The sequence below is a fragment of the Bradyrhizobium sp. USDA 4532 genome (genome assembly GCF_024171315.1).
In the GTDB taxonomy this organism is placed as follows: domain Bacteria; phylum Pseudomonadota; class Alphaproteobacteria; order Rhizobiales; family Xanthobacteraceae; genus Bradyrhizobium; species Bradyrhizobium australafricanum.
The window spans coordinates 5196342-5216167 of sequence record NZ_JALJZN010000001.1; the positions used below are offsets into that span (position 1 = coordinate 5196342).

Genomic DNA, 19826 nt, shown 5'->3' on the forward strand with positions numbered 1-19826 from the left:
TAAAAGGCCACCCATGACCAAGAAGCTGAAAATCGCGTTCCAGGGCGAGCCTGGCGCCAATTCCCATATCGCGATCGTCGAGGCCTATCCCGATGCCGAGCCGATGCCCTGCCCGACCTTCGAGGACGCGCTGGCCGCGATTTCCTCGGGCGAGGCCGATCTCGGCATGATCCCGATCGAGAATTCGGTCGCCGGCCGCGTCGCCGACATCCATCATCTGTTGCCCGCCTCGGGCCTGTTCATCGTCGGCGAATGGTTCTTGCCGATCCGCCACCAGCTGATGGCGATCAAGGGCACCAAGCTCGCCGACATCAAGAGTGTGGAGAGCCATGTCCACGCGCTCGGCCAGTGCCGCCGCGTCATCCGCAAGCTCGGCATCAAGCCGATCGTCGCCGCCGACACCGCCGGCAGCGCCCGCGACATCTCCGAGCGCGGCGACAAGAGCGTGGCGGCGATCGCCTCCCGCCTCGCCGCCGACATCTACGGTCTCGACATTCTCGCCGAGGACATCGAGGACGAGGCCCACAACACCACCCGCTTCGTGGTGCTGGCGCGCGAGGCCAAGTGGGCCACGCAGGGTTCGGGGCCGCTGGTCACGACTTTCGTGTTCCGGGTGCGCAATTTGCCCGCCGCGCTGTACAAGGCGCTGGGCGGCTTTGCCACCAACGGCGTCAACATGACCAAGCTCGAAAGCTACATGGTCGACGGCAATTTCTTCGCCACGCAATTCTATGCCGATGTCGACGGTCACCCCGATGAGCGCGGCCTCGCGTTCGCGATCGAGGAATTGAAATTCTTCTCGCGCGAATTCCGCATCGTCGGCGTCTATCCCGGCCATCCGTTCCGCGCGACTTTCAGCGAGACGCAGGATTGACGCAGTCATTCCGGGGCACGCGAAGCGTGAACCCGGAATCTCGAGATTCCGGGTTCGATGCTGCGCATCGCCCCGGAATGACGGGGTCAAGCCGCCGCCGTCTTGGCAAGCCCGAACGCCTCGGCGAGCAGGCTGTACGACTTCTTCCGCGCGGCATGGTCGTAGACCGCTGATATCACCATCAGCTCGTCGGCCAGGGTCGCCGCGATCAGCGGCTCCAGCTTCGTCATCACGGTTGCGGGGCTGCCGACGAAGAGGCGGGCGCGGTTGCGCGCGATCGAGGCGCGCTCGGCGTCGGTATAGGGATAGGCCTCTGCCTCCTCGACGCTCGGCAGCGGCAGATACTGGCCGCGGTCGCGGCGCAGCCGGTTGAGATCCATCGACAGCGCAAGCCGCTCGGCTCCAGCGTCGGTCTCCGCCGCAACAACCGCAACCGCCAGAATCGCCTGCGGCGTCGCACGCCAGCCCGACGGCTTGAAATGCGCGCGGTAGTTCGTCATCGCCGCAATTGCATCGTGAGTGGCAAAATGATGCGCGAATGCAAAGCCCATCCCGACCTGGGCCGCGAGTTCGGCGGAATAGTCGCTCGAGCCGAGCAACCAGATCGGCGGCAGCGGCGAATCATCCGGCATCGCCACCACATTGTTGTAGGGATGGCCGGGCGGGAAATCGCGCGTCTCCCACAAGGTCAGCTCGTGCAGCCGCTCGAGGAAATCATCGCCTTCGCGGCGATCGAGCCGGCTGCGCAGTGCGTAGGCGGTGGCGCCGTCGGTGCCGGGCGCGCGGCCGAGGCCGAGATCGATGCGGCCGGGAAACAGCGCCTCCAGCATCTTGAAGCGCTCGGCGACGACCAGCGGCGCGTGGTTGGGCAGCATCACGCCGCCGGAACCGACACGGATATGCTCCGTCACCGCCGCGATCTGCCCGATCATCAGATCAGGCGCCGGGCTCGCGACTGAAGCGAGGTTGTGGTGCTCGGCGAGCCAGTAGCGGACGTAGCCAAGGCCATCGACATGGCGCGCCAGATCGATGCTGTTGCGGAGCGCAGCGGCCGGCCTGGTGCCGGTGGTGACGACGGACAGGTCGAGGACGGAGAGCGGAATCATGGCCGTCAACCTAGTGTGGCGCCACGAGGCGACAAAGGCCCCGGCCGCGCAGACCAGTCCCGCGGCGGAACGCCGGCGCCGGCAGCCGTCGGCTTTGGGACGATACGCAATGATTCATCATTGTACCACGCTACCCACAATCGATTTCGCTCTCCAATCAATTGCAAGCCATTTTCTTTATTTATATTTTTCAATATTTTAATGTCATTTTCGGCGAAGTCGACGACTGCCCACCGAACGTTCCAGATAGTCAATTTTTGCCGAATCCGCGCCTTGAATGGGCAATTTCCCATATCCGATGGGCTGTTTGATCCGACGCGTTTGGCTTATCTTGGGGCCTTCATATCCAGGCCGGATGTCTGCCCTCCAGTTGCGGAGCCTTTGCGTATCATGACCGAGACCATTTCCTCCGTGCCGAACGCACCACGTGCGCCCAAAGCGCCGAAAATCTCCTTCGAGTTCTTCCCGCCGAAGACCGAGGAGATGGAGCGCAATCTCTGGGAGACCATCAATCGCCTGGCGCCGCTGACGCCGAACTTCGTCTCGGTCACCTACGGCGCCGGCGGCTCGACCCGCGAGCGCACCCATTCGACCATCACCCGCATCCTGCGCGAGACCGATCTGCTGCCGGCCGCGCATCTGACCTGCGTCAGCGCCTCGCGCGGCGAGATCGACGACATCGTCGACCGCTATCATGAGGTCGGCGTCCGTCACATCGTCGCGCTGCGCGGCGATCCGCCCGGCGGCATCGGCACGCCCTACTTCACCCATCCGGACGGCTACCAGAGTTCGGCCGAACTCGTCACCGGGATCAAGAGGCGCCACGCCGACATCGAGATCTCGGTGTCCGCCTATCCCGAGAAGCATCCGGAAGCGAAGGATTTCGACGCCGACATCGACACGCTGAAGGCCAAGGTCGACGCCGGCGCGACGCGCGCGATCACCCAGGTGTTCTTCGACAACGACCTCTACCACCGCTATGTCGACCGGGTGCGCGCGCGCGGCATCGAGATTCCGATCGTGCCGGGCATCATGCCGATGCACAATTTCAAGCAGGCGCGCAATTTCGTGACGCGCGCCGGCACCAGCGTGCCGGACTGGCTCGCCGAGAAGTTCGAGGGCCTCGACAACGACGCCGAGACTCGCAAGCTGGTTGCCGCCACCGTCGCCGCCGGCCAAGTGCAGAAGCTGTTCAAGCACGGCGTCGACACCTTCCACTTCTACACCATGAACCGCGCGGACCTCGTGTTCGCGATCAGCCACCTGCTCGGCATCCGGCCGAACGGTGCCCAGAAAGCTGCCTGACACATGTCCGTTCCCGTTTCCCCCAAGCGTAACGCTTTGCTCGCGGCTGCCCGCGAGCGCATCCTGGTGCTCGACGGCGCCATGGGCACGATGATCCAGGGCCTGCAGTTCGACGAAGCCGCCTTCCGCGGCGCGCGGTTTGCGGACTTCCACCGCGACATCAAGGGCAACAACGATCTACTGATCCTGACCCAGCCCGATGCGATCACGGACATCCACGCCGCATATCTGCGCGCCGGTGCCGACATCGTCGCGACCAACACCTTCTCCTCGACCTCGATCGCGCAGGCCGACTACGACATGTCGGACCTCGCCTATGAGCTGAACCTGCAGGGCGCCCGGCTGGCGCGCACCGCCGCCGAGCGGGTGAGCGCCGAGGACGGCAAGCCGCGCTTTGTCGCCGGCGCACTCGGCCCGACCAACCGCACCGCCTCGATCTCGCCCGACGTTTCCAATCCCGGCTATCGCGCGGTGACCTTCGACGATCTGCGCAAGGCCTATGGCGAACAGGCCAAGGGCCTGCTCGACGGCGGCGCCGATCTGCTGCTGGTCGAGACCATCTTCGACACGCTGAACGCCAAGGCGGCGCTGTACGCGATTTCCGAGATCATCGAGGAGCGCGGCATCGACGTGCCCGTGATGATTTCCGGCACCATCACTGACAAGTCCGGCCGCCTGCTCTCCGGCCAGTTGCCGGAGGCGTTCTGGCATTCGGTGCGGCACGCAAGGCCGATCACGATCGGCTTCAACTGCGCGCTCGGCGCCGAGGATCTGCGCGCGCATATCGCCGATATCGGCCGCGTCGCCGACACGCTCGTGTGTGCATACCCGAACGCCGGCCTGCCCAACGAATTCGGCCAGTATGACGAGACGCCGGACTACATGGCGCGGCTGATCGGCGAATTCGCGGCCGCCGGCCTCGTCAACATCGTCGGCGGCTGCTGCGGCACCACGCCCGACCATATCGCGGCGATCGCCAAGGCGGTCGCCCCGCACAAGCCGCGCGTGGTGCCCGAGATCGCGCCGCGGCTCAGGCTCTCCGGCCTCGAGCCGTTCACGCTGACCGACGCGATCCCGTTCGTGAATGTCGGCGAGCGCACTAACGTCACCGGCTCGGCGCGCTTCCGCAAGCTGATCACCGCCGGCGACTACACCGCCGCGCTGCAGGTCGCGCGCGACCAGGTCGAGAACGGCGCCCAGGTCATCGACGTCAACATGGACGAGGGCCTGCTCGATTCCGAAGCGGCGATGGTGACGTTCCTCAACCTCGTCGCCGCCGAGCCCGACATCGCGCGCGTGCCCGTGATGGTCGATTCCTCGAAATTCCACGTCATCGAGGCCGGCCTGAAATGCATCCAGGGCAAGCCGATCGTGAACTCGGTCTCGCTTAAGGAAGGCGAGGAGAAGTTCATCCATGAGGCGACCGTCGCCAAGCGCCACGGCGCCGCCGTGGTGGTGATGGCGTTCGACGAGACCGGCCAGGCCGACACGTTCAAGCGCAAGACCGAGATCAGCAAGCGCGCCTACGACATCCTGGTCGGCCGGCTCGACTTCCCGCCCGAGGACATCATCTTCGATCCGAATATTTTTGCGATCGCGACCGGCCTCGAGGAGCACAACAATTACGGCGTCGACTTCATCGAAGCGACGCGCTGGATCCGGGCGAACCTGCCGGGCGCCCACATCTCCGGCGGCGTCTCCAACCTGTCGTTCTCGTTCCGCGGCAACGAGCCGGTGCGAGAGGCGATGCACTCGGTGTTCCTGTATCACGCGATCCATGCCGGCATGGACATGGGCATCGTCAATGCCGGGCAGATGATCGTCTATGACGACATCGACCCCGAGCTGCGCCAGACCTGCGAGGACGTGATCCTCAACCGCGATCCCGGCGCCTCCGAGCGGCTCCTGGCGCTGGCCGAGAAATTCCGCGGCAAGGAGAAGCAGACCAAGGAGCAAGATCTCGCCTGGCGCGAATGGCCGGTCGAGAAGCGGCTGTCCCACGCGTTGGTGCACGGCATCACCGAGTTCATCGAGCAGGATACCGAGGCCGCCCGCCAGAACGCGTCCCGTCCGCTCGACGTCATCGAGGGGCCGCTGATGGCCGGCATGAACGTGGTCGGCGACCTGTTCGGCGACGGCAAGATGTTCCTGCCGCAAGTCGTGAAGTCGGCCCGCGTGATGAAGCAGGCGGTCGCCTATCTGATGCCGTTCATGGAGGAGGAGAAGGCCCGCAATCTCGCCAACGGCATCACCGGCGGCCGCAACGCCGCGGGCAAGATCGTGCTCGCGACGGTGAAGGGCGACGTCCACGACATCGGCAAGAACATCGTCGGCATCGTGCTCCAATGCAACAATTTCGAGGTCATCGACCTCGGCGTCATGGTGCCTGCCAACAAGATCATCGAGACCGCGAAGGCCGAAGGCGCCGACATCATCGGCCTGTCCGGCCTGATCACGCCCTCGCTCGACGAGATGAGCTTCCTCGCCGGCGAGTTGCAACGGCAGGGCATGAACCTGCCGCTTTTGATCGGCGGCGCCACCACGAGCCGCGTGCACACCGCCGTGAAGATCGACCCGAACTATCCGGGCGGCCCGGTCGTGCACGTCAATGACGCGAGCCGTGCCGTCGGCGTTGCCTCCTCGCTGCTGTCGGCCGAGAAGAGGCAGGCCTACGCCGCCGAGGTACGCGCCGAATACGCAAAAATCTCGACGGCGCATTTCCGCGCCCAGGCCGACAAGAAGCGGCTGAAGCTTGGCGAGGCCCGCGCCAACAAGGTCGCGATCGATTTTGCGGCGGCGCCGCCGAAAAAGCCGGCCTTCTTCGGGCTGAAGAGCTTCGACGCCTACGATCTTGCCGAGCTCGCCGACTACATCGACTGGACGCCGTTCTTCCAGACCTGGGAGCTGACCGGCCGCTTCCCGGCGATCCTCGACGACCCCAAGGTCGGCGAGGTCGCGCGCTCGCTCTATGCCGACGCGCGCAAGATGCTGAACACCATCATCAAGGAGAAGTGGTTCACCGCCCGCGCCACCGTCGGCTTCTGGCCGGCGAACGCCGTCGGCGACGACATCGAGGCCTATGCCGACGAGACGCGGAAGCAGAAGATCGCGACCTTCCATACGCTGCGCCAGCAGCTCGAGAAGCGCGAGGGCCGCTTCAACGCCGCGCTGTCCGACTTCATCGCGCCGAAAGAAACCGGCATCGCCGACTATATCGGCGGCTTCGTCGTCACCGCGGGGATCGGCGAGGATGCGGTCGCCGACCGCTTCAAGAACGCCAATGACGACTACTCCTCGATCCTGTGCAAGGCGCTGGCCGATCGCCTGGCCGAAGCCTTCGCCGAACGCATGCACCAGCGCGTGCGCAAGGAGTTCTGGGCCTATGCGCCCGATGAGACCTGGTCGGCGGACGAACTGATCCTCGAGAAATATGACGGCATCCGCCCGGCGCCGGGCTATCCGGCGCAGCCCGACCACACCGAGAAGCTGACGCTGTTCGCGCTGCTCGATGCCGAGAACACCGCCGGCGTGAAGCTGACCGAGAGCTTTGCGATGTGGCCGGGCTCGTCGGTCTCGGGCCTGTACTTCTCGCATCCCGAAAGCTTCTACTTCGGCGTCGGCAAGATCGAGCGCGACCAGGTCGAGGACTACGCCACGCGCAAGGCCATGACGGTCGCCGAGATCGAGCGCTGGCTGGCGCCGGTCTTGAACTACATCCCCTCGCAGGACGGCGCCAAGGGATCGGCAATCGCGCCCGCCGCAACGCCCGCCAACGACGCGGAGCTGGCCTCGCATCCGCAGGGCTGCACCTGCGCCGTGCATCTCGCCTGGCGCAAGAAGAAGGTGGGGGCTGGGTAGGCCTCCTCGACACGTGTCATCGCCGGAGTTGACCCGGCGATCCATCTTCAAAAACACTTCTGAAGATTGATGGATGCCCGGGTCAAGCCCGGGCATGACGTATTGGAGTGCCGTAGCCCGGATGCAGCGAAGCGTAATCCGGGATAGACTGCGACGGAACGACGGACCGGCCCCGGATTTCGCTTGCGCTTCATCCGGGCTTCTGTAACGGGCCTTGGTTAGTCAATCCCTTTTCGCGTCATCCACTCGCCGGGCACTTGCTTCTGTACGGGATCGGCGCGAAGGCCGTCGCCTGATGGGGTGCATTGAGGAGCCGGCCGGCCAATCTACGGATTGCGTGGTCGTGAGCCACTTCCCGGATGGCGGCCTGACCGGATCCATCGTCCCAGCGGAGGGACTTCGCTCGGGGAGAGCCTGGTGTCGTGGCCCGCCCGGAACCGATTGCTGCTCCTGGCTAGATGGCCTTGGTCATCGGGTTGAACGGTTTGGTGTCGGCGAGCATGCGATGCAGGATCACGGCGAGCTTGCGAGCCAGCGCTACCTTGGCCTTGCGCATGCCTGCGCGCCGGGCGATCCGCATCGCCCAGCTCTTCAATGCCGAGCAATTCTTGACCGGCTTGGTCAGCATGACGTGAGCTGCCTGGTAGAGTGCCTCGCGCACGGAGGCATCCCCGATCTTGCTGATGCGGCCGGTGTAGTCGGTCTCACCGGACTGGTACTTCTTCGGGGTGAGCCCAAAGTGGCTCCCGTGGCCTTCGAGGAGCGGAAGCGCTTCGGGTCGTCGATCGCCGCAGCATAGGTGAGCGCCACGATCGGACCAACGGACGGCGTTGTCATCAGGAGCTTGGCGGATGGATGCGTCCTGGCGAGCTTCTGGGTGTGCTTGTCCAGGCTCTTGAACTCCCGCAGCAGCACCGCATGGGCTTGGAGCAGCGCCGCCGCGACCAACTCCAGTCCGGGATGGCCGGTCACGAGCTCGCGGATGCGTCCGGCGAACGTGCGCTCGGTGGTCGCACCGACCTTCAGGCCAAAACCGCGAAGTATGCCGCGCAGGCTGTTCTCGACATCGCGAAGCTTGGATTGCAGCAGCTTGCGCGCCGTCAGGATGGCGCGGGTCTCCGCCGCGACCGACTTGCAGTGCACCGGCCGGAACCAGCCGAGCCGCATCAACTGCGCGATCCGGCGGGCATCGTTGCGGTCCGTCTTCACCGGCATCGACTTGAAGGCTTCGCGAACGTGCCGCGTTTCCAGCAGCTCGACCGCAAGCCCTGCGTCTCGCAGACCCGCATACAGCCATTGCGACAAGGGGCCTGCCTCCAGCCCGATCCGTTCCAGTACCAGACCCAGCGACCGGAACCAGGCGATCAGCGCCGCCGGCTCGCTCGCAACCTTCGTCTCGCGCAAAATCTTGCCTGTCCCATCGACAAGGCAAACGCTCGAGCATTCCAAAGACACGTCAATTCCTGCATAGTGGTACATGGTCGTCCCTTAATGATGCTTGGAGCGGGCTTGCCCGACTCCGTTGAACACCATCAGTTTGAGGGACGACCGCCTTCCAACCAACAGGCCGCTCGCGAGCGCGCTTCCAAATTGCGCCGTAGCGAGCGGGCGGCCGGCCCGTTACCCCATCTACGGGTCTGGATAGACCTTTCTTCCCTTCTCCCCTTGTGGGAGAAGGTGTCGCGGACAAAGTCCGCGACGGATGAGGGGTCTCTATCCCCGGAGACAGACCCCTCACCCGTCCGCGATGCCTTGCATCGCGTCCACCCTCTCCCACAAGGGGAGAGGGAGAAGAAATGCGGGGTGCACTCCATGCAGTTCTTCTCGTTCTGGCGCTCGCTGGCGAGCTTTCGGGTGCGGGTCGCGCTCAACCTCAAGGGCGTCGCCGCCGACGTCGTCTTCGTCGATCTCGATGCGGACGCGCATCGCACTGATGCCTACCGCAAGATCAATCCGCAGATGGCGCTGCCGGCGCTGGTGACCGACGACGGCACGGTGCTGTTCCAGTCGCTCGCGATCATCGACTGGCTCGACGAGACTTTTCCGACGCCGCCGCTGCTGCCGGCGGATGCGCTCGGCCGCGCCCGGGTGCGCGGGCTGGCGCTGATCGTCGCCTGCGAGGGCCATCCGCTGCTGACGCCGCGGGTGCGGCGCTATCTCGACCGCGAGCTCGATCTGCGCGACAGCCAGCAGAACGCGTGGCGGCGGCACTGGACGGTCGAGACGCTGGCGGCGCTCGAGGGCCACCTCGCCGGCCACAAGGCGACCGGCCGGTTCTGTCACGGCGATGCGCCCACCCTTGCCGACATCTGCCTGGTCGGCCATGTCACGGCGGCGATCAACCAGCAGATCAGCCTGTCGCCCTGGCCGACCGTGAAGCGCATCCACGAGACCGCCATGGCGCTGCCGGCGTTCGCCAAGGCGCATCCGTCCGCGCAACCGGATACACCGGAAGCGATGCGGGCGAAGTAGTTTGCGGACGCGCTGCAAAGGACAGGCAGAGGCGCAAACGTGTGCGCGGTTCTCTCGATCGTCGTCCCGGCGAAGGCCGGGACCCATACTCCGCGGCGGATGTTGTGGATGGGACTCGTCGTTGCAGCACTGCTCAACAATGACCATCGGTGGTTCTGGGTCCCTGCTTTCGCAGTGACGACACCGAATGTGTGGCGTCGTCTGTGACACACTTCCGCGTTCTCGCGACATGATTTGTCCGAGCTTTGTCTTTTGCTCCGCCCTCTCTTGAACGGAGGGCGCAGGGAAAGCCGGGTGCCGATCGCACCCATGGGCCCCGAGCAATGAGTAGAAAGAGGAAGCCTGCAGGGCGTGCTCACCTCACGCTCGCCATGTTCCGACCGATGCGATCCCTGACCGTCTGCGCGATCGCCGCCGGCGCTTCGTCGGGGATCGCGAAGCACGAGCTCGCGTTGATCTCGCAGAGCACGTAGGTGTCGGCGCCATCAGCATCGCGTGGACCGTAGAGGAAATCGGCATCCCAGATCACCGGCAGCGACGTCTCATCGATCGTCAGCGCGGCCATCATTTGCGGGATCCATTCGTCCTCCATCAACCTTCGCAGTGCCTGGAATTGCGGCGCATCGGGGCCGTGCATGATGCGCGGTCCGGGTTGGGCTTCCGGAGAATCCGGGCCTTGCGGGGGCGGCGGGATCAGGGCCTTGATCAATTGGTGCCCGAAGCCTGCGACCTTCGCTGCGCTGACATAGCAACGGATCATGCCCTCGGGCAGGCGCGGCTGGAAAGCCTGATCGATGATGCAGCCGCCCCAGCCGAAATATTGCTCGCAGCGCGCCATGAAGTCTGCCAGCGGCATCTCCTCCGGCTGGCTGCCGCGCAGCGCATGCAGCACGCGAATCGTCGCGTCGGTCTTTGGCACGGTTTCCACCTTCCAGACGCCCTGCCCGCCATTACCGCGGTTCTGTTTGAGCACGCGCGGACCACCCGCGCGCAAGCGCGAGGGAAATTCGGCGCGGAACGCATCGACCGTCGCGTATCGATGGGTGTCGGCGCCCCAGCCGAGGTGTCGCGTCCGGTACAGCACGTCCTTGACGCCCATCTTGAGGATGACGTCGGGATGCGCGCTGACCCATGGTCCCGCCGCCGCGACCTCGCGCAGCAGCGGATCGAGGGCGGCGCGCGTCTTGCCCTGATGGATCGGATCGACCCAGACCAGAACGCCGTCCATCGTCAGCAATTGGTCGCGAACGGCATCGGCGAATGTCTCGTCATAGACGACGGGAACGGCCGCGATGCCCGAAGCGGCGAGCGCTTCGAAGACGCGGACGAAACGGCTGTTTTGTGGGGCCGCCTCCCGGCGGGACGCGGCGTCGCCACGCGACAGGATAGCGATTTTGCAACGACGATTTTCGGAACGAAGACGTGTGTGTGGTTGGGTGTCCATGTGAAAGCTCCACGACGGTGAGTGTCGCGCAGAGCTTGGACCGAGGTCTCACGGGGAGTCTGCCTTGTCCCCTTGGGGCAAATCTAGACCACCGCGCGCAGGTTTCAAGATGGAAGTGGGGCGAAGCGGATCAGGCCACGATCCCGGATCACGCCGTGATCCCGGATCAGGCCGTGATCCCGTGCAACCCGAGCCAGCCCGTGTAGAGGCCGACGAGCACGATCAGCGCGGCCGACACGTAGGGGGCGCGATGGGCAAAGCGGCTGAAACCGGCCCAATGACGTTCGACATGACGCAGGCTGAGCGCGGCCGCAACACCGGCAGAGACCATGGTGAGCGCAAGCCCGATGCCGAAGCAAAGCACCAGCACGAAGCCGAGGCTGAACTGCTTGAGCTGGAGACAGAGCAGCAGCACGGTGATCGCCGCCGGACACGGAATCAGCCCGCCGGTCAGGCCGAACAGGATAATCTGCCATGTCGTGACGGTGCGTCCGGCAAAGCGCTTGCGGATGTCGGCGGCGTGCGCGCGCGCATGCGCGTCGTCCTCGTCGCCGAGATTCATGTGCGCATGGTCATGCTCCTCGAACAGGACTTCCACCATGTCCGCGCGCACCGAGACGCGCGCCTTGAAGGCATGCGGCTCCGGAATTTCGTCTATGCTTTCCAGATAGCCGTCCCTGTCGGCGAAGCGAAAGCGTTGCTCGCTGCCGTCGGGGCGGATCGTCACGACGTCAACGTCGCCGGCCGCCGGCAGCGCTCCGGCCTCGCTTCGCAACCGCCAGCGCGGCGGCACGCCGTCCTCGAAGACCTCGAGCGACAGCGATTGTCCGGCCAGGACCAGCTGGCGCGTTTCGTCGTGATGATGGTGATGATCGTGTTCGGCAGCCTGCTCGCGCCAGGTGCGCCAGGCCATCCAGGCCGCGATCGCGATGATGATCACCGCCGAGGCCAGTTGCAGCCAGGCTTCGCTGCGTTCTCCGGACCATTGCTGGCCGAAGTGAAGCCCGGCGAGCGCGACCAGCCAGACGATGGCGGTGTGCGAGATCGTCGCCGCCACGCCGAGCAGCGCCGCCTGCACCACCGTGCCGCGGATCGCGATGATGAAGGCCGCCATCATCGTCTTGGAGTGGCCGGGCTCGAGCCCGTGCAACGCGCCGAGCAGGATCGCACTGGGCACGAACAGCCATGCATGGGCACTGCTCTGCTGGAGCAGCTGAGACAGGTCGGTCATGGCGTTCACTTCAAATAGGTACGAACGACGTCGATCAGGTCCGCGGCGCCCTGCGCCTTCTCCGGATCCTTTTCCCGGGCAGGATCCACGACGTGGTGGCGGATGTGATCCTCGAGCAATTCCGCGGTTAGCCCGTTGATGGCGCCGCGGACCGAGGCCACCAGCATCAGCACGTCGGCACAACCAATCTCGGACTCCAGTGCGCGCTCGACGGCCTCCAGCTGGCCCTTGATGCGGCGAACCCGGCCGACGAGCTTGGACTTGTGCTTGATGGTATGCGACATGACAGTAATATAGGGGGGTATCCTATATTGGTCAACCATGCTGTCGGCCAACCGGGGCGCGCATCGAGACATGGCGGCGGGATGTCAGCGGCGGGCGTCAGCCCATGCTGCCAGGCATGAAGCAGCGCGCCTTCGGATGACCGTCTATGTAATAGGGCCACACGATGGGTCGGCCGGACAGGTTCGGCCCTGGCACGACGGCTTCGTTGGGTACGTCAACCCACTCGCCATCGATGCGCACCCGATAATGGCCGTTCCTGGTTTCCCAGTCGACGTCGTCGATGTGCTGCGCATCCGTGCCATCGCAGCAGGGACCCTTGCTGCTATGCAAGCCCTCATACCAACCGTTCAATTCGGGGTGCTGGTGATCGTGGGCGAGAGCGCCGCCGGTTGTTGTGATGAGCAGCATAACGAGGGCAACAGGCGTCGCATGCCAACAATGACTGTCCATCAATCGGCATTGCTCCAATGAATGCAGGCGGGAGCGCGACACGTTCGCGGTGTCGGCATCTACCTGAGTTGGTCCCTGCCACCGCGCAACTCGGCAGCGAATTGTATGTTCCTATTCGCAACTCGCCGGAGATGGAGAGGTGAGCCATCGGCGCGAGCCCACGGATGTTCGTTCCATGCTGCGCGATGAAGTTTTCGTGACTGTCGATCGGCGATTGCTGCGGGATTTGGCAAAGTCAGGTTGACAGCCCGGAGATCAGGGTTTTTGATGCCGCTACGGGGATGTGCGATCTCCCCGCGAGGCGACATGCCCAAGAATCGCGTCCTGTCACCAAGGGCGCACCATGTCGTCATACACATCGATCTCATCAGAAAAATTGTCCCGTCTCATCGGTACGGCGAAGGCGCCGACGCTTGTCGACGTTCGTCTCGATGAAGACTTCGCCGCCGATCCGCGCTTGATTCCGGGCGCGGTCCGCTACTCCCATCTCGACGTCCAGGACTGGGCTTCCCGTTTCACCGGGCAGTCCGTGGTCGTGATCTGCCAGAAGGGACAAAAGCTTTCGGAAGGCACCGCCGCCTGGCTCCGCTGCAGCAACATCGCGGCCGAGATTCTCGAGGGCGGCCACCTCGGCTGGCGGGAAGCGGAGCTACCGACCGTTCCCGCCGACAAGATTCCGAAACGCGACGGGCGGGGCCGCACCGCCTGGGTGACGCGATCGCGGCCGAAGATCGACCGCATCGCCTGTCCATGGCTGATCCGCCGCTTCGTCGATCCCGCGGCCGTGTTCCTGTTCGTCACATCGGCGGAGGTCGAGGCGGTCGCCGAACGGTTCGACGCCACGCCGTTCGACATCGAGAACGTGTTCTGGAGCCATCGCGACGAGCTCTGCACCTTCGACGTGATGGTCAAGGAATTCGGCCTCGCGACGCCGGCGCTGGAGCGGCTCGCGACGATGGTGCGGGCGGCCGATACCGCGCGGCTCGAGCTTTCGCCGGAGGCGCCCGGGCTGCTCGCCGCCTCGCTCGGCCTGTCGCGCATGTTCGACGACGACCTCGAACAGTTGAGCGCCGGGCTGCTGCTCTACGACGCCTTCTACCGATGGTGCCGCGATGCGACCAGGGAGACGCACAACTGGCCGACCAGCAAGGTCAAGCCATGACCGACGTCGCAACGACAGCGAAGGCGCGCGGGCATGAGCCCGCGCACGGCATCTCCTTCAACGAGGCGCTGCTGGTCTGGATACGCGTCGCCATCCTGAGCTTTGGCGGACCGGCCGGCCAGATCGCGGTGATGCATCGCATCCTGGTCGAAGAGAAGAACTGGATATCCGAGGGGCGTTTCCTGCACGCCCTCAATTACTGCATGCTGCTGCCGGGGCCGGAGGCGCAGCAGCTGGCGACCTATATCGGCTGGCTGCTGCATCGGACGCTCGGCGGCATCGTGGCGGGCGGGCTGTTCATCCTGCCCGGCATCTTCGCCATCATGGGCCTCAGCTATATCTACGCGGCGTATGGCAATGTCGGGTTTGTCGAAGCGCTGTTCTTCGGCCTGAAGGCCGCGGTGCTCGCCATCGTCATCCAGGCCGTGGTGCGGGTCGGCAAGCGCGCGCTGCGCAACCGGGTGATGATCGCGCTCGCGGCGATCGCCTTTGTCGCGATCTTCTTCTTCGCCGTGCCGTTTCCGCTGATCATCGGCGCCGCCGCGGTCACAGGGTTGGTGGGCGCACGTCTCGGCCGGAGCGAATTTGCGGCGATCGAGCATGGCGGCAAGAATTCCGCCGTGATCGACAGCATGCTCGGTGAAGCGGTGCCGGACCATGTCCGTCCCAACGCATCGCGCACTTTGCGGGTCGGCGCCATCTGGCTCGCGCTCTGGCTGATGCCGGTGTTCGCCCTGCTGATTGCGCTCGGGCCCGGCGACGTGTTCACCCAGATCGCGATCTTCTTCAGCAAGATGGCGATGGTGACGTTCGGCGGCGCCTACGCCGTGCTCGCCTATGTCGCGCAACAGGCCGCCGACTATTATCACTGGGTCAGCCCGCGCGAGATGCTGGACGGACTCGGCATGGCCGAGACCACGCCCGGACCGCTGATCATGGTGGTGCAGTTCGTGGGCTTCATGGCCGCGTTCCGCGAAGCAAGCGGGCTGTCGCCGATGTTGGCCGCCACGCTCGGCGGCTTGCTCGCGACCTGGGTGACGTTCACGCCGTGCTTCCTGTGGATCTTCGTCGGGGCGCCCTACATCGAGGCGCTGCGCGGCAACAAGGCGCTGGCGGGCGCGCTTTCGGCGATCACCGCCGCCGTGGTCGGCGTGATCCTCAATCTGTCGATCTGGTTCGCGCTGCACACGCTGTTTCGGCAAACATTCCCGGTGCACGGGCTAGGCCTGTCGTTCGACGCGCCGGTGCCTGCCAGCCTCGACTGGCCGGCGCTGGCGCTGTCGATCGCCGCCGCGATCGCGATCTTCCGCTTCAATGCGGGGATGCTCAGCGTCCTCGCCGCCTCCTGCATCACGGGCGTACTGCTGCGCCTTGTCGGCATCATCTGAGCGGAACGGCGCGCAGCTTGAGAACCTGGGGCAGCACAACACAACCAGGAGAACAACCATGCAGACACGACGACTCTCCCGTTTGATTCTCGTCCTGACAATCGCGGGCGCGGTCATGCCGGCCCATGCCCTGACGCAGGACGAACTCGTCGCAAAACTTCGCGCCGCCGGCTACGCCGAGATCAGCGAGGTCAAGTCGACGGCCGAAGGCACGACGGCGAAGGCGATGAAGAACGGCAAGCCGGTGCGGCTCGTGATCGACAGCAGCGGCCAGGTCAAGGAGCGGGACTGAGTGCCCGCGCGCGCGAAAGCCGTCAACTAATCGATGGAGTGATAATCATGATGAGAGCAATTGTGACCCTGTGCATGGCGGTGCTGGGGCCGGGCGCAACCCTGGCAGCGCCGGCCGCCCTCGATGAGCGGCAGGACGCGGCCGTTACAATGCAAGCGGCGATGGTCCACCCGCAAGCGAGCGAGACGCTGCGCGGCGTCGTCGATCGCGTCGATGAACGCAACGACACGCTGCTCATCCGGTTATCTCCGGACCGGACCGAACCGTTCAAGGTCCAGGACGGCCTGATCTTCAATGCCGTCCGCTTCGGCGATCCCGTCGAAATCGCGGTGCAGAACATCGCCGGGTTCCGCACCATTGTCGGGCTCTCGAAGCAATAGAGCCACGATCCGAAGCATCGAAAGAGGTTCAAGGGAGCAATCCAATGCGACATACGATTTCGGCGCTGATCGGCGTCGGTGCCTGCCTCTTCGCCACCGGCGGGAGCGCGCAAAAGATCGACTGGCAGGTGTTCACCGAGCCGTTCGTCTCGTCGGCACATGCGCAGGCGATCGATTGGCAGAAGGTCGACGACATGCTGGGCAGAAAGCCCGCGGTCACCGGTGACGTGCATCGCTACGGCTTTCCGCGGAGCGATCTGACGGTGACGCTCGACGGCATCACCATCAAGCCGGCGCTGGCGCTCGGCGGTTGGGTCGCCTTCAAACCCATGCACGACGACGTCATGGCGATGGGCGACCTGGTGCTGCTCGAATCCGAAATCAACCCCGTCATGCTGAAGATGATCGGCAACGGCCTGCAGATCACGGCCGTGCACAACCATTTGCTCGGCGCTAGCCCGGCCACCTTCTACATGCACGTCGCCGGTCACGGCGACCCGGTCAAGATCGCCGCCGCGATCCGGGATGGCCTCGCCGAAAGCAAGACGCCGCTCAAGGCCGCGGCGCCGGCCGCGCCGCCGCCGGCCATCGATCTCGATACTACACAGCTCGATCAGATCATCGGCGTCAAGGGCCAGGCCAATGGCGGCGTCTATCAGTTCAACGTGCCCCGTCGCGATCCGATCACCGAACAGGGCATGGCGTTAAGCCCGGTTGGCCCGATGGGCGTCGCCATCGGCATCAACTTCCAACCGACCGGCGGCGGCAAGGCGGCGATCACCGGCGATTTCGTGCTGACAAATGACGAGGTCAACCCCGTCATCATGGCGTTGCGGACGCACGGCATCGACATCACCGCGCTGCACAGCCACATGCTGGACGAACAGCCGCGCCTGTTCTTCATGCATTTCTGGGCCAATGACGACGCCGTCAAGCTCGCCAAGGGCCTGCGTGCCGCGCTCGATAAGACGGCCACGACAAAAAGTTGACCCTGGTCTCGGAGGGATCAACGATGCGAAGCCTCACGGTCATGTCCATGTGGCGCACGCTGCTCAGAGTGCCCACGTGATGCTGCGCATTGCCGCCACGGTGCTTGCGATCGCGCTGACATCGGCTCGGCCGGCGCCGGCGGACGATGGCAAGATCGTTGTCTTTGTCTGCCTGCACGGCGTGGTGAACAGCCAGATGGCGGCGGCCTATTTCAACAAGGCTGCCCAGGAGCGCGGATCGCGGATAAGGGCGGTCTCACGCGGCATCGACCTTTATCGGTCGGTGCCGGTCAAGGTGCAGGACGGCCTTGCACTCGATGGTCTGGAGGCGGCCAACACGCCGCAACAGCTGACCATCGACGACATGGCCGCGGCAGACCAGGTGGTGGCGTTCGATCAGATCCCCGCCGAGCGGCACGGACGGGCCGACGTGACCTACTGGTCCGGCATTCCCTTGGGTATCGATGATTATGAGTCGGCCCGGGATCAGATCGTCCGGCGCATCGACGCCCTTATTCCGACGCTGGCAGCGGCAACTGAACCGGCAGGAGACAAGACGCCCCTTCAGCTCGAAACGAAGATCCTGCTCGGCGATGTCCGCGGTCGGATTGATCACCTGGCGGTCGACCTGAAGCGGCAGCGACTGTTCGTGGCCGAGTTCGGCAATGACAGCGTCGGCGTCGTCGATCTGGCTGCGCGCAGTTTGCTTCGAACCATTACCGGATTGAGCGAACCCCAAGGCGTCGGCTATGAGCCGTCGACCGACACCCTCTACGTCGCCAACGCCCGCGACGGATCGGTGCAGCTGTACGAAGCCAACGAGTACAAGGCGGCCGGGCGAATCGAACTCGGCAGCGATGCCGACAATATCCGGGTCGACGCGGCGGCCAAGCGCGTCATCGTCGGCTATGGCGATGGTGGCCTGGCAGTCGTCGACCCATCCACCCGGACCAAGGTTCGGGGCCTACCTCTTTGGGCACATCCGGAAAGCTTCCAGCTTCAGCCCGATAGTGGGCGCATCTTTGTCAATCTGCCTGACGCGCGAGCCGTCGCGGTGGTGGACGTTGCTTCCGGGAAACAACTCACCAGCTGGCCGTTGGATAAGGGCGGTAATTTCGCGATGGCCATCGATCACGAACGAAGTCGCGTTCTCCTGGCGTATCGCAACCCAGCCGAGCTTGCAGCCTTTTCGACCGACGGCAAGGCGATTGCGGCCACCGGCACTTGCGGCGATGCCGACGACCTCTTTGTAGATGCAAAGCGCGGACGCATCTATGTGAGCTGCGGCGGTGGATATGTCGACGTTTTTGAGATTGATGGAGCGGCCTATCGACTGATCGCACGCTTGCCGACAGCGACGGGCGCGCGAACGTCGCTCTTTGTGCCGGAGATGGATCGTTTGTTTGTTGCGGTCCGCGCGGGACCCGCGGGACCGGCGGCAATCTGGGTGTTCAAGCCAATGCCTTGAGATCGACTTTGTGGGGAGACGGCGCATGTGCAAACGTAGCCGGGGCTTTCGCAGCTGCTCGATGGGCCTTGCGCCGAGCTTCATGGTCGCCTTGGGACTGACTGCGTGGTCTGCCCCCGCCTCGGCCTATCGCCCCTTCGATGGCACCGATGCCGCCGTTGCCAAGAAGGGGGAGATGGAGGTCGAGCTGCAGCCGGCGGGACGTTTGCGCGACGAGAGCGGAACAAGCCTGATCGCGCCGGCCTGGGTTCTCAACTACGGTCTGAGCGAGGATTGGGAAGCCGTCTTCGAAGGCCAGGGACAAACGTCGCTTTCTCCGTCCGGCCCAACCAGCCTGACCGCAGCCGGGGCGTTCCTCAAACACGTGGTCGTACCCGGTAGCCTGCAGGACAAGACCGGTCCGAGCATTGCGACCGAATTTGGCGTTCTTCTTCCTGACAGTACCGGCAATTCGGGCGTTGGCGTAAGCTTGGCCGGCATTGTCTCGCAGCGCTGGGATTGGGGCACCATTCACTTGAATGCCGAGACCGCCATCACCCGCGACCATCATGGCGACGTGTTCGTGGGTGCCATCGTCGAGGGGCCGATGACGTGGACGGTGCGCCCCGTCGCCGAGATATTCTACGAGAACGAGTTCGGCAAAGAGGAGACGTTCTCGGGGCTGGTCGGGCTGATCTATCGTGTGCGCGACGACCTCAGCTTCGACATCGCGGTTCGGCATGCGCTCACAGGTGGCCATCCGGTGAACGAGATACGTGCGGGTTTGACCTTCGGCTTTCCGCTTTCCTTCTTCGAAGGTCACGCCATGCGCCAGGCGCAGCCAATTCCGCCTCGATAGCTACTGGCGATCCCGGCTCTCTGGATGGGCGCGCCAGTCGCGGCCGACCGTTTGATGTTCGTCGGGGGTGGATGCCTGGCCGGTGTGGTCCTTCTCGCCGCCTTGAGCCTTCCAGTCGCGCCCGATCTTGACGTCCTCGGCGCGACTGCGATCCTGCTCGCGGGTTTGCTCCGACTGCTGAGGCGGCTGGGCCTGTTGGACAGGCGTGGACTGCGCTCTTGCATCGCTTCCGGCGAATGCGAAGGTCATTGCCACTACGGAGATGAACGCAACCGATGTAGAAT

17 protein-coding genes and 1 pseudogene are annotated in these 19826 nt (G+C 64.8%); 11 read left to right on the forward strand and 7 right to left on the reverse strand.

What is annotated here, in order from left to right; all coding sequences use genetic code 11:
• The first annotated feature begins 13 nt into the window (after positions 1-13).
• Positions 14-874, forward strand: a complete 861-nt coding sequence (locus J2R76_RS23925; protein WP_076824865.1) for a prephenate dehydratase — start codon at positions 14-16, stop codon at positions 872-874.
• Positions 875-960: 86 nt separating this feature from the next.
• Here the strand turns inward: J2R76_RS23925 and J2R76_RS23930 are convergent, their stop codons facing one another.
• Positions 961-1980 carry an LLM class flavin-dependent oxidoreductase gene (locus J2R76_RS23930; RefSeq protein ID WP_253625060.1) on the reverse strand — a complete coding sequence of 340 codons (1020 nt, stop codon included), beginning with the start codon at positions 1978-1980 and terminating at the stop codon, positions 961-963.
• A gap of 390 nt (positions 1981-2370) precedes the next feature.
• Between J2R76_RS23930 and metF the strand changes: the two genes are divergently transcribed.
• Together metF and metH are read left to right on the forward strand one after the other, a co-directional pair.
• Positions 2371-3285, forward strand: coding sequence for a methylenetetrahydrofolate reductase [NAD(P)H] (gene metF, locus J2R76_RS23935; RefSeq protein WP_057016102.1), 915 nt, complete (start codon positions 2371-2373; stop codon positions 3283-3285).
• 3 nt (positions 3286-3288) lie between these two features.
• Positions 3289-7143, forward strand: a complete 3855-nt coding sequence (gene metH / locus J2R76_RS23940; RefSeq protein WP_253625061.1) for a methionine synthase — start codon at positions 3289-3291, stop codon at positions 7141-7143.
• A 454-nt stretch (positions 7144-7597) separates the two neighbouring features.
• On the opposite strand, the pseudogene J2R76_RS23945 reads toward metH, so the two are convergent.
• A pseudogene (locus J2R76_RS23945) lies at positions 7598-8622 on the reverse strand (IS110 family transposase).
• A gap of 333 nt (positions 8623-8955) precedes the next feature.
• Between J2R76_RS23945 and maiA the strand changes: the two are divergent.
• A complete protein-coding gene (gene maiA / locus J2R76_RS23950) occupies positions 8956-9615 on the forward strand; it encodes a maleylacetoacetate isomerase (RefSeq protein ID WP_057016100.1) in 660 nt (219 codons plus the stop codon).
• A 355-nt stretch (positions 9616-9970) separates the two neighbouring features.
• Here maiA and J2R76_RS23955 read toward each other — a convergent pair whose 3' ends face one another.
• The 4 genes from J2R76_RS23955 to J2R76_RS23970 all read right to left on the reverse strand — a co-directional run bounded on the left by J2R76_RS23955 (position 9971) and on the right by J2R76_RS23970 (position 13025).
• Positions 9971-11059 carry a Cj0069 family protein gene (locus J2R76_RS23955; protein ID WP_253625062.1) on the reverse strand — a complete coding sequence of 363 codons (1089 nt, stop codon included), beginning with the start codon at positions 11057-11059 and terminating at the stop codon, positions 9971-9973.
• A 166-nt stretch (positions 11060-11225) separates the two neighbouring features.
• Complete coding sequence (locus J2R76_RS23960; RefSeq protein ID WP_229191810.1) at positions 11226-12290, reverse strand: nickel/cobalt efflux transporter; 1065 nt, start codon at positions 12288-12290, stop codon at positions 11226-11228.
• A gap of 5 nt (positions 12291-12295) precedes the next feature.
• Positions 12296-12574 (reverse strand): metal/formaldehyde-sensitive transcriptional repressor, encoded by a 279-nt coding sequence (locus J2R76_RS23965; RefSeq protein ID WP_016847064.1) that lies wholly within the window; start codon positions 12572-12574, stop codon positions 12296-12298.
• A gap of 97 nt (positions 12575-12671) precedes the next feature.
• On the reverse strand, positions 12672-13025 hold the full coding sequence (locus tag J2R76_RS23970) for a hypothetical protein (protein WP_233475790.1): 354 nt from the start codon (positions 13023-13025) through the stop codon (positions 12672-12674).
• A gap of 343 nt (positions 13026-13368) precedes the next feature.
• Here J2R76_RS23970 and J2R76_RS23975 point away from each other — a divergent pair, with 343 nt between their 5' ends.
• From J2R76_RS23975 to J2R76_RS24005, 7 genes are all read left to right on the forward strand, one after another.
• Positions 13369-14187: a sulfurtransferase/chromate resistance protein gene (locus J2R76_RS23975; protein WP_057016097.1), complete on the forward strand. Its 819-nt coding sequence runs from the start codon at positions 13369-13371 to the stop codon at positions 14185-14187.
• Positions 14184-15575: a chromate efflux transporter gene (chrA, locus tag J2R76_RS23980; protein WP_057016096.1), complete on the forward strand. Its 1392-nt coding sequence runs from the start codon at positions 14184-14186 to the stop codon at positions 15573-15575. Before J2R76_RS23975 ends, chrA begins: the two co-directional genes overlap by 4 nt.
• 58 nt (positions 15576-15633) lie before the next feature.
• The gene (locus tag J2R76_RS23985) at positions 15634-15867 is read left to right on the forward strand and encodes a hypothetical protein (RefSeq protein ID WP_057016095.1); all 234 of its coding nucleotides are present in this window, start codon (positions 15634-15636) and stop codon (positions 15865-15867) included.
• Between the two features lie 74 nt (positions 15868-15941).
• Entirely contained in the window at positions 15942-16247 is a 306-nt protein-coding gene (locus tag J2R76_RS23990) for a hypothetical protein (RefSeq protein ID WP_057016094.1), read from the forward strand.
• A gap of 44 nt (positions 16248-16291) precedes the next feature.
• Positions 16292-17236 carry a DUF1259 domain-containing protein gene (locus J2R76_RS23995; RefSeq protein ID WP_253625063.1) on the forward strand — a complete coding sequence of 315 codons (945 nt, stop codon included), beginning with the start codon at positions 16292-16294 and terminating at the stop codon, positions 17234-17236.
• A gap of 79 nt (positions 17237-17315) precedes the next feature.
• Positions 17316-18704: a hypothetical protein gene (locus J2R76_RS24000; RefSeq protein ID WP_253625064.1), complete on the forward strand. Its 1389-nt coding sequence runs from the start codon at positions 17316-17318 to the stop codon at positions 18702-18704.
• A 25-nt stretch (positions 18705-18729) separates the two neighbouring features.
• A complete protein-coding gene (locus J2R76_RS24005; RefSeq protein ID WP_244558946.1) occupies positions 18730-19542 on the forward strand; it encodes a hypothetical protein in 813 nt (270 codons plus the stop codon).
• Here the strand turns inward: J2R76_RS24005 and J2R76_RS24010 are convergent, their stop codons facing one another.
• The gene (locus tag J2R76_RS24010; protein ID WP_244558947.1) at positions 19543-19791 is read right to left on the reverse strand and encodes a hypothetical protein; all 249 of its coding nucleotides are present in this window, start codon (positions 19789-19791) and stop codon (positions 19543-19545) included.
• Between the last annotated feature and the right edge of the window lie 35 nt (positions 19792-19826).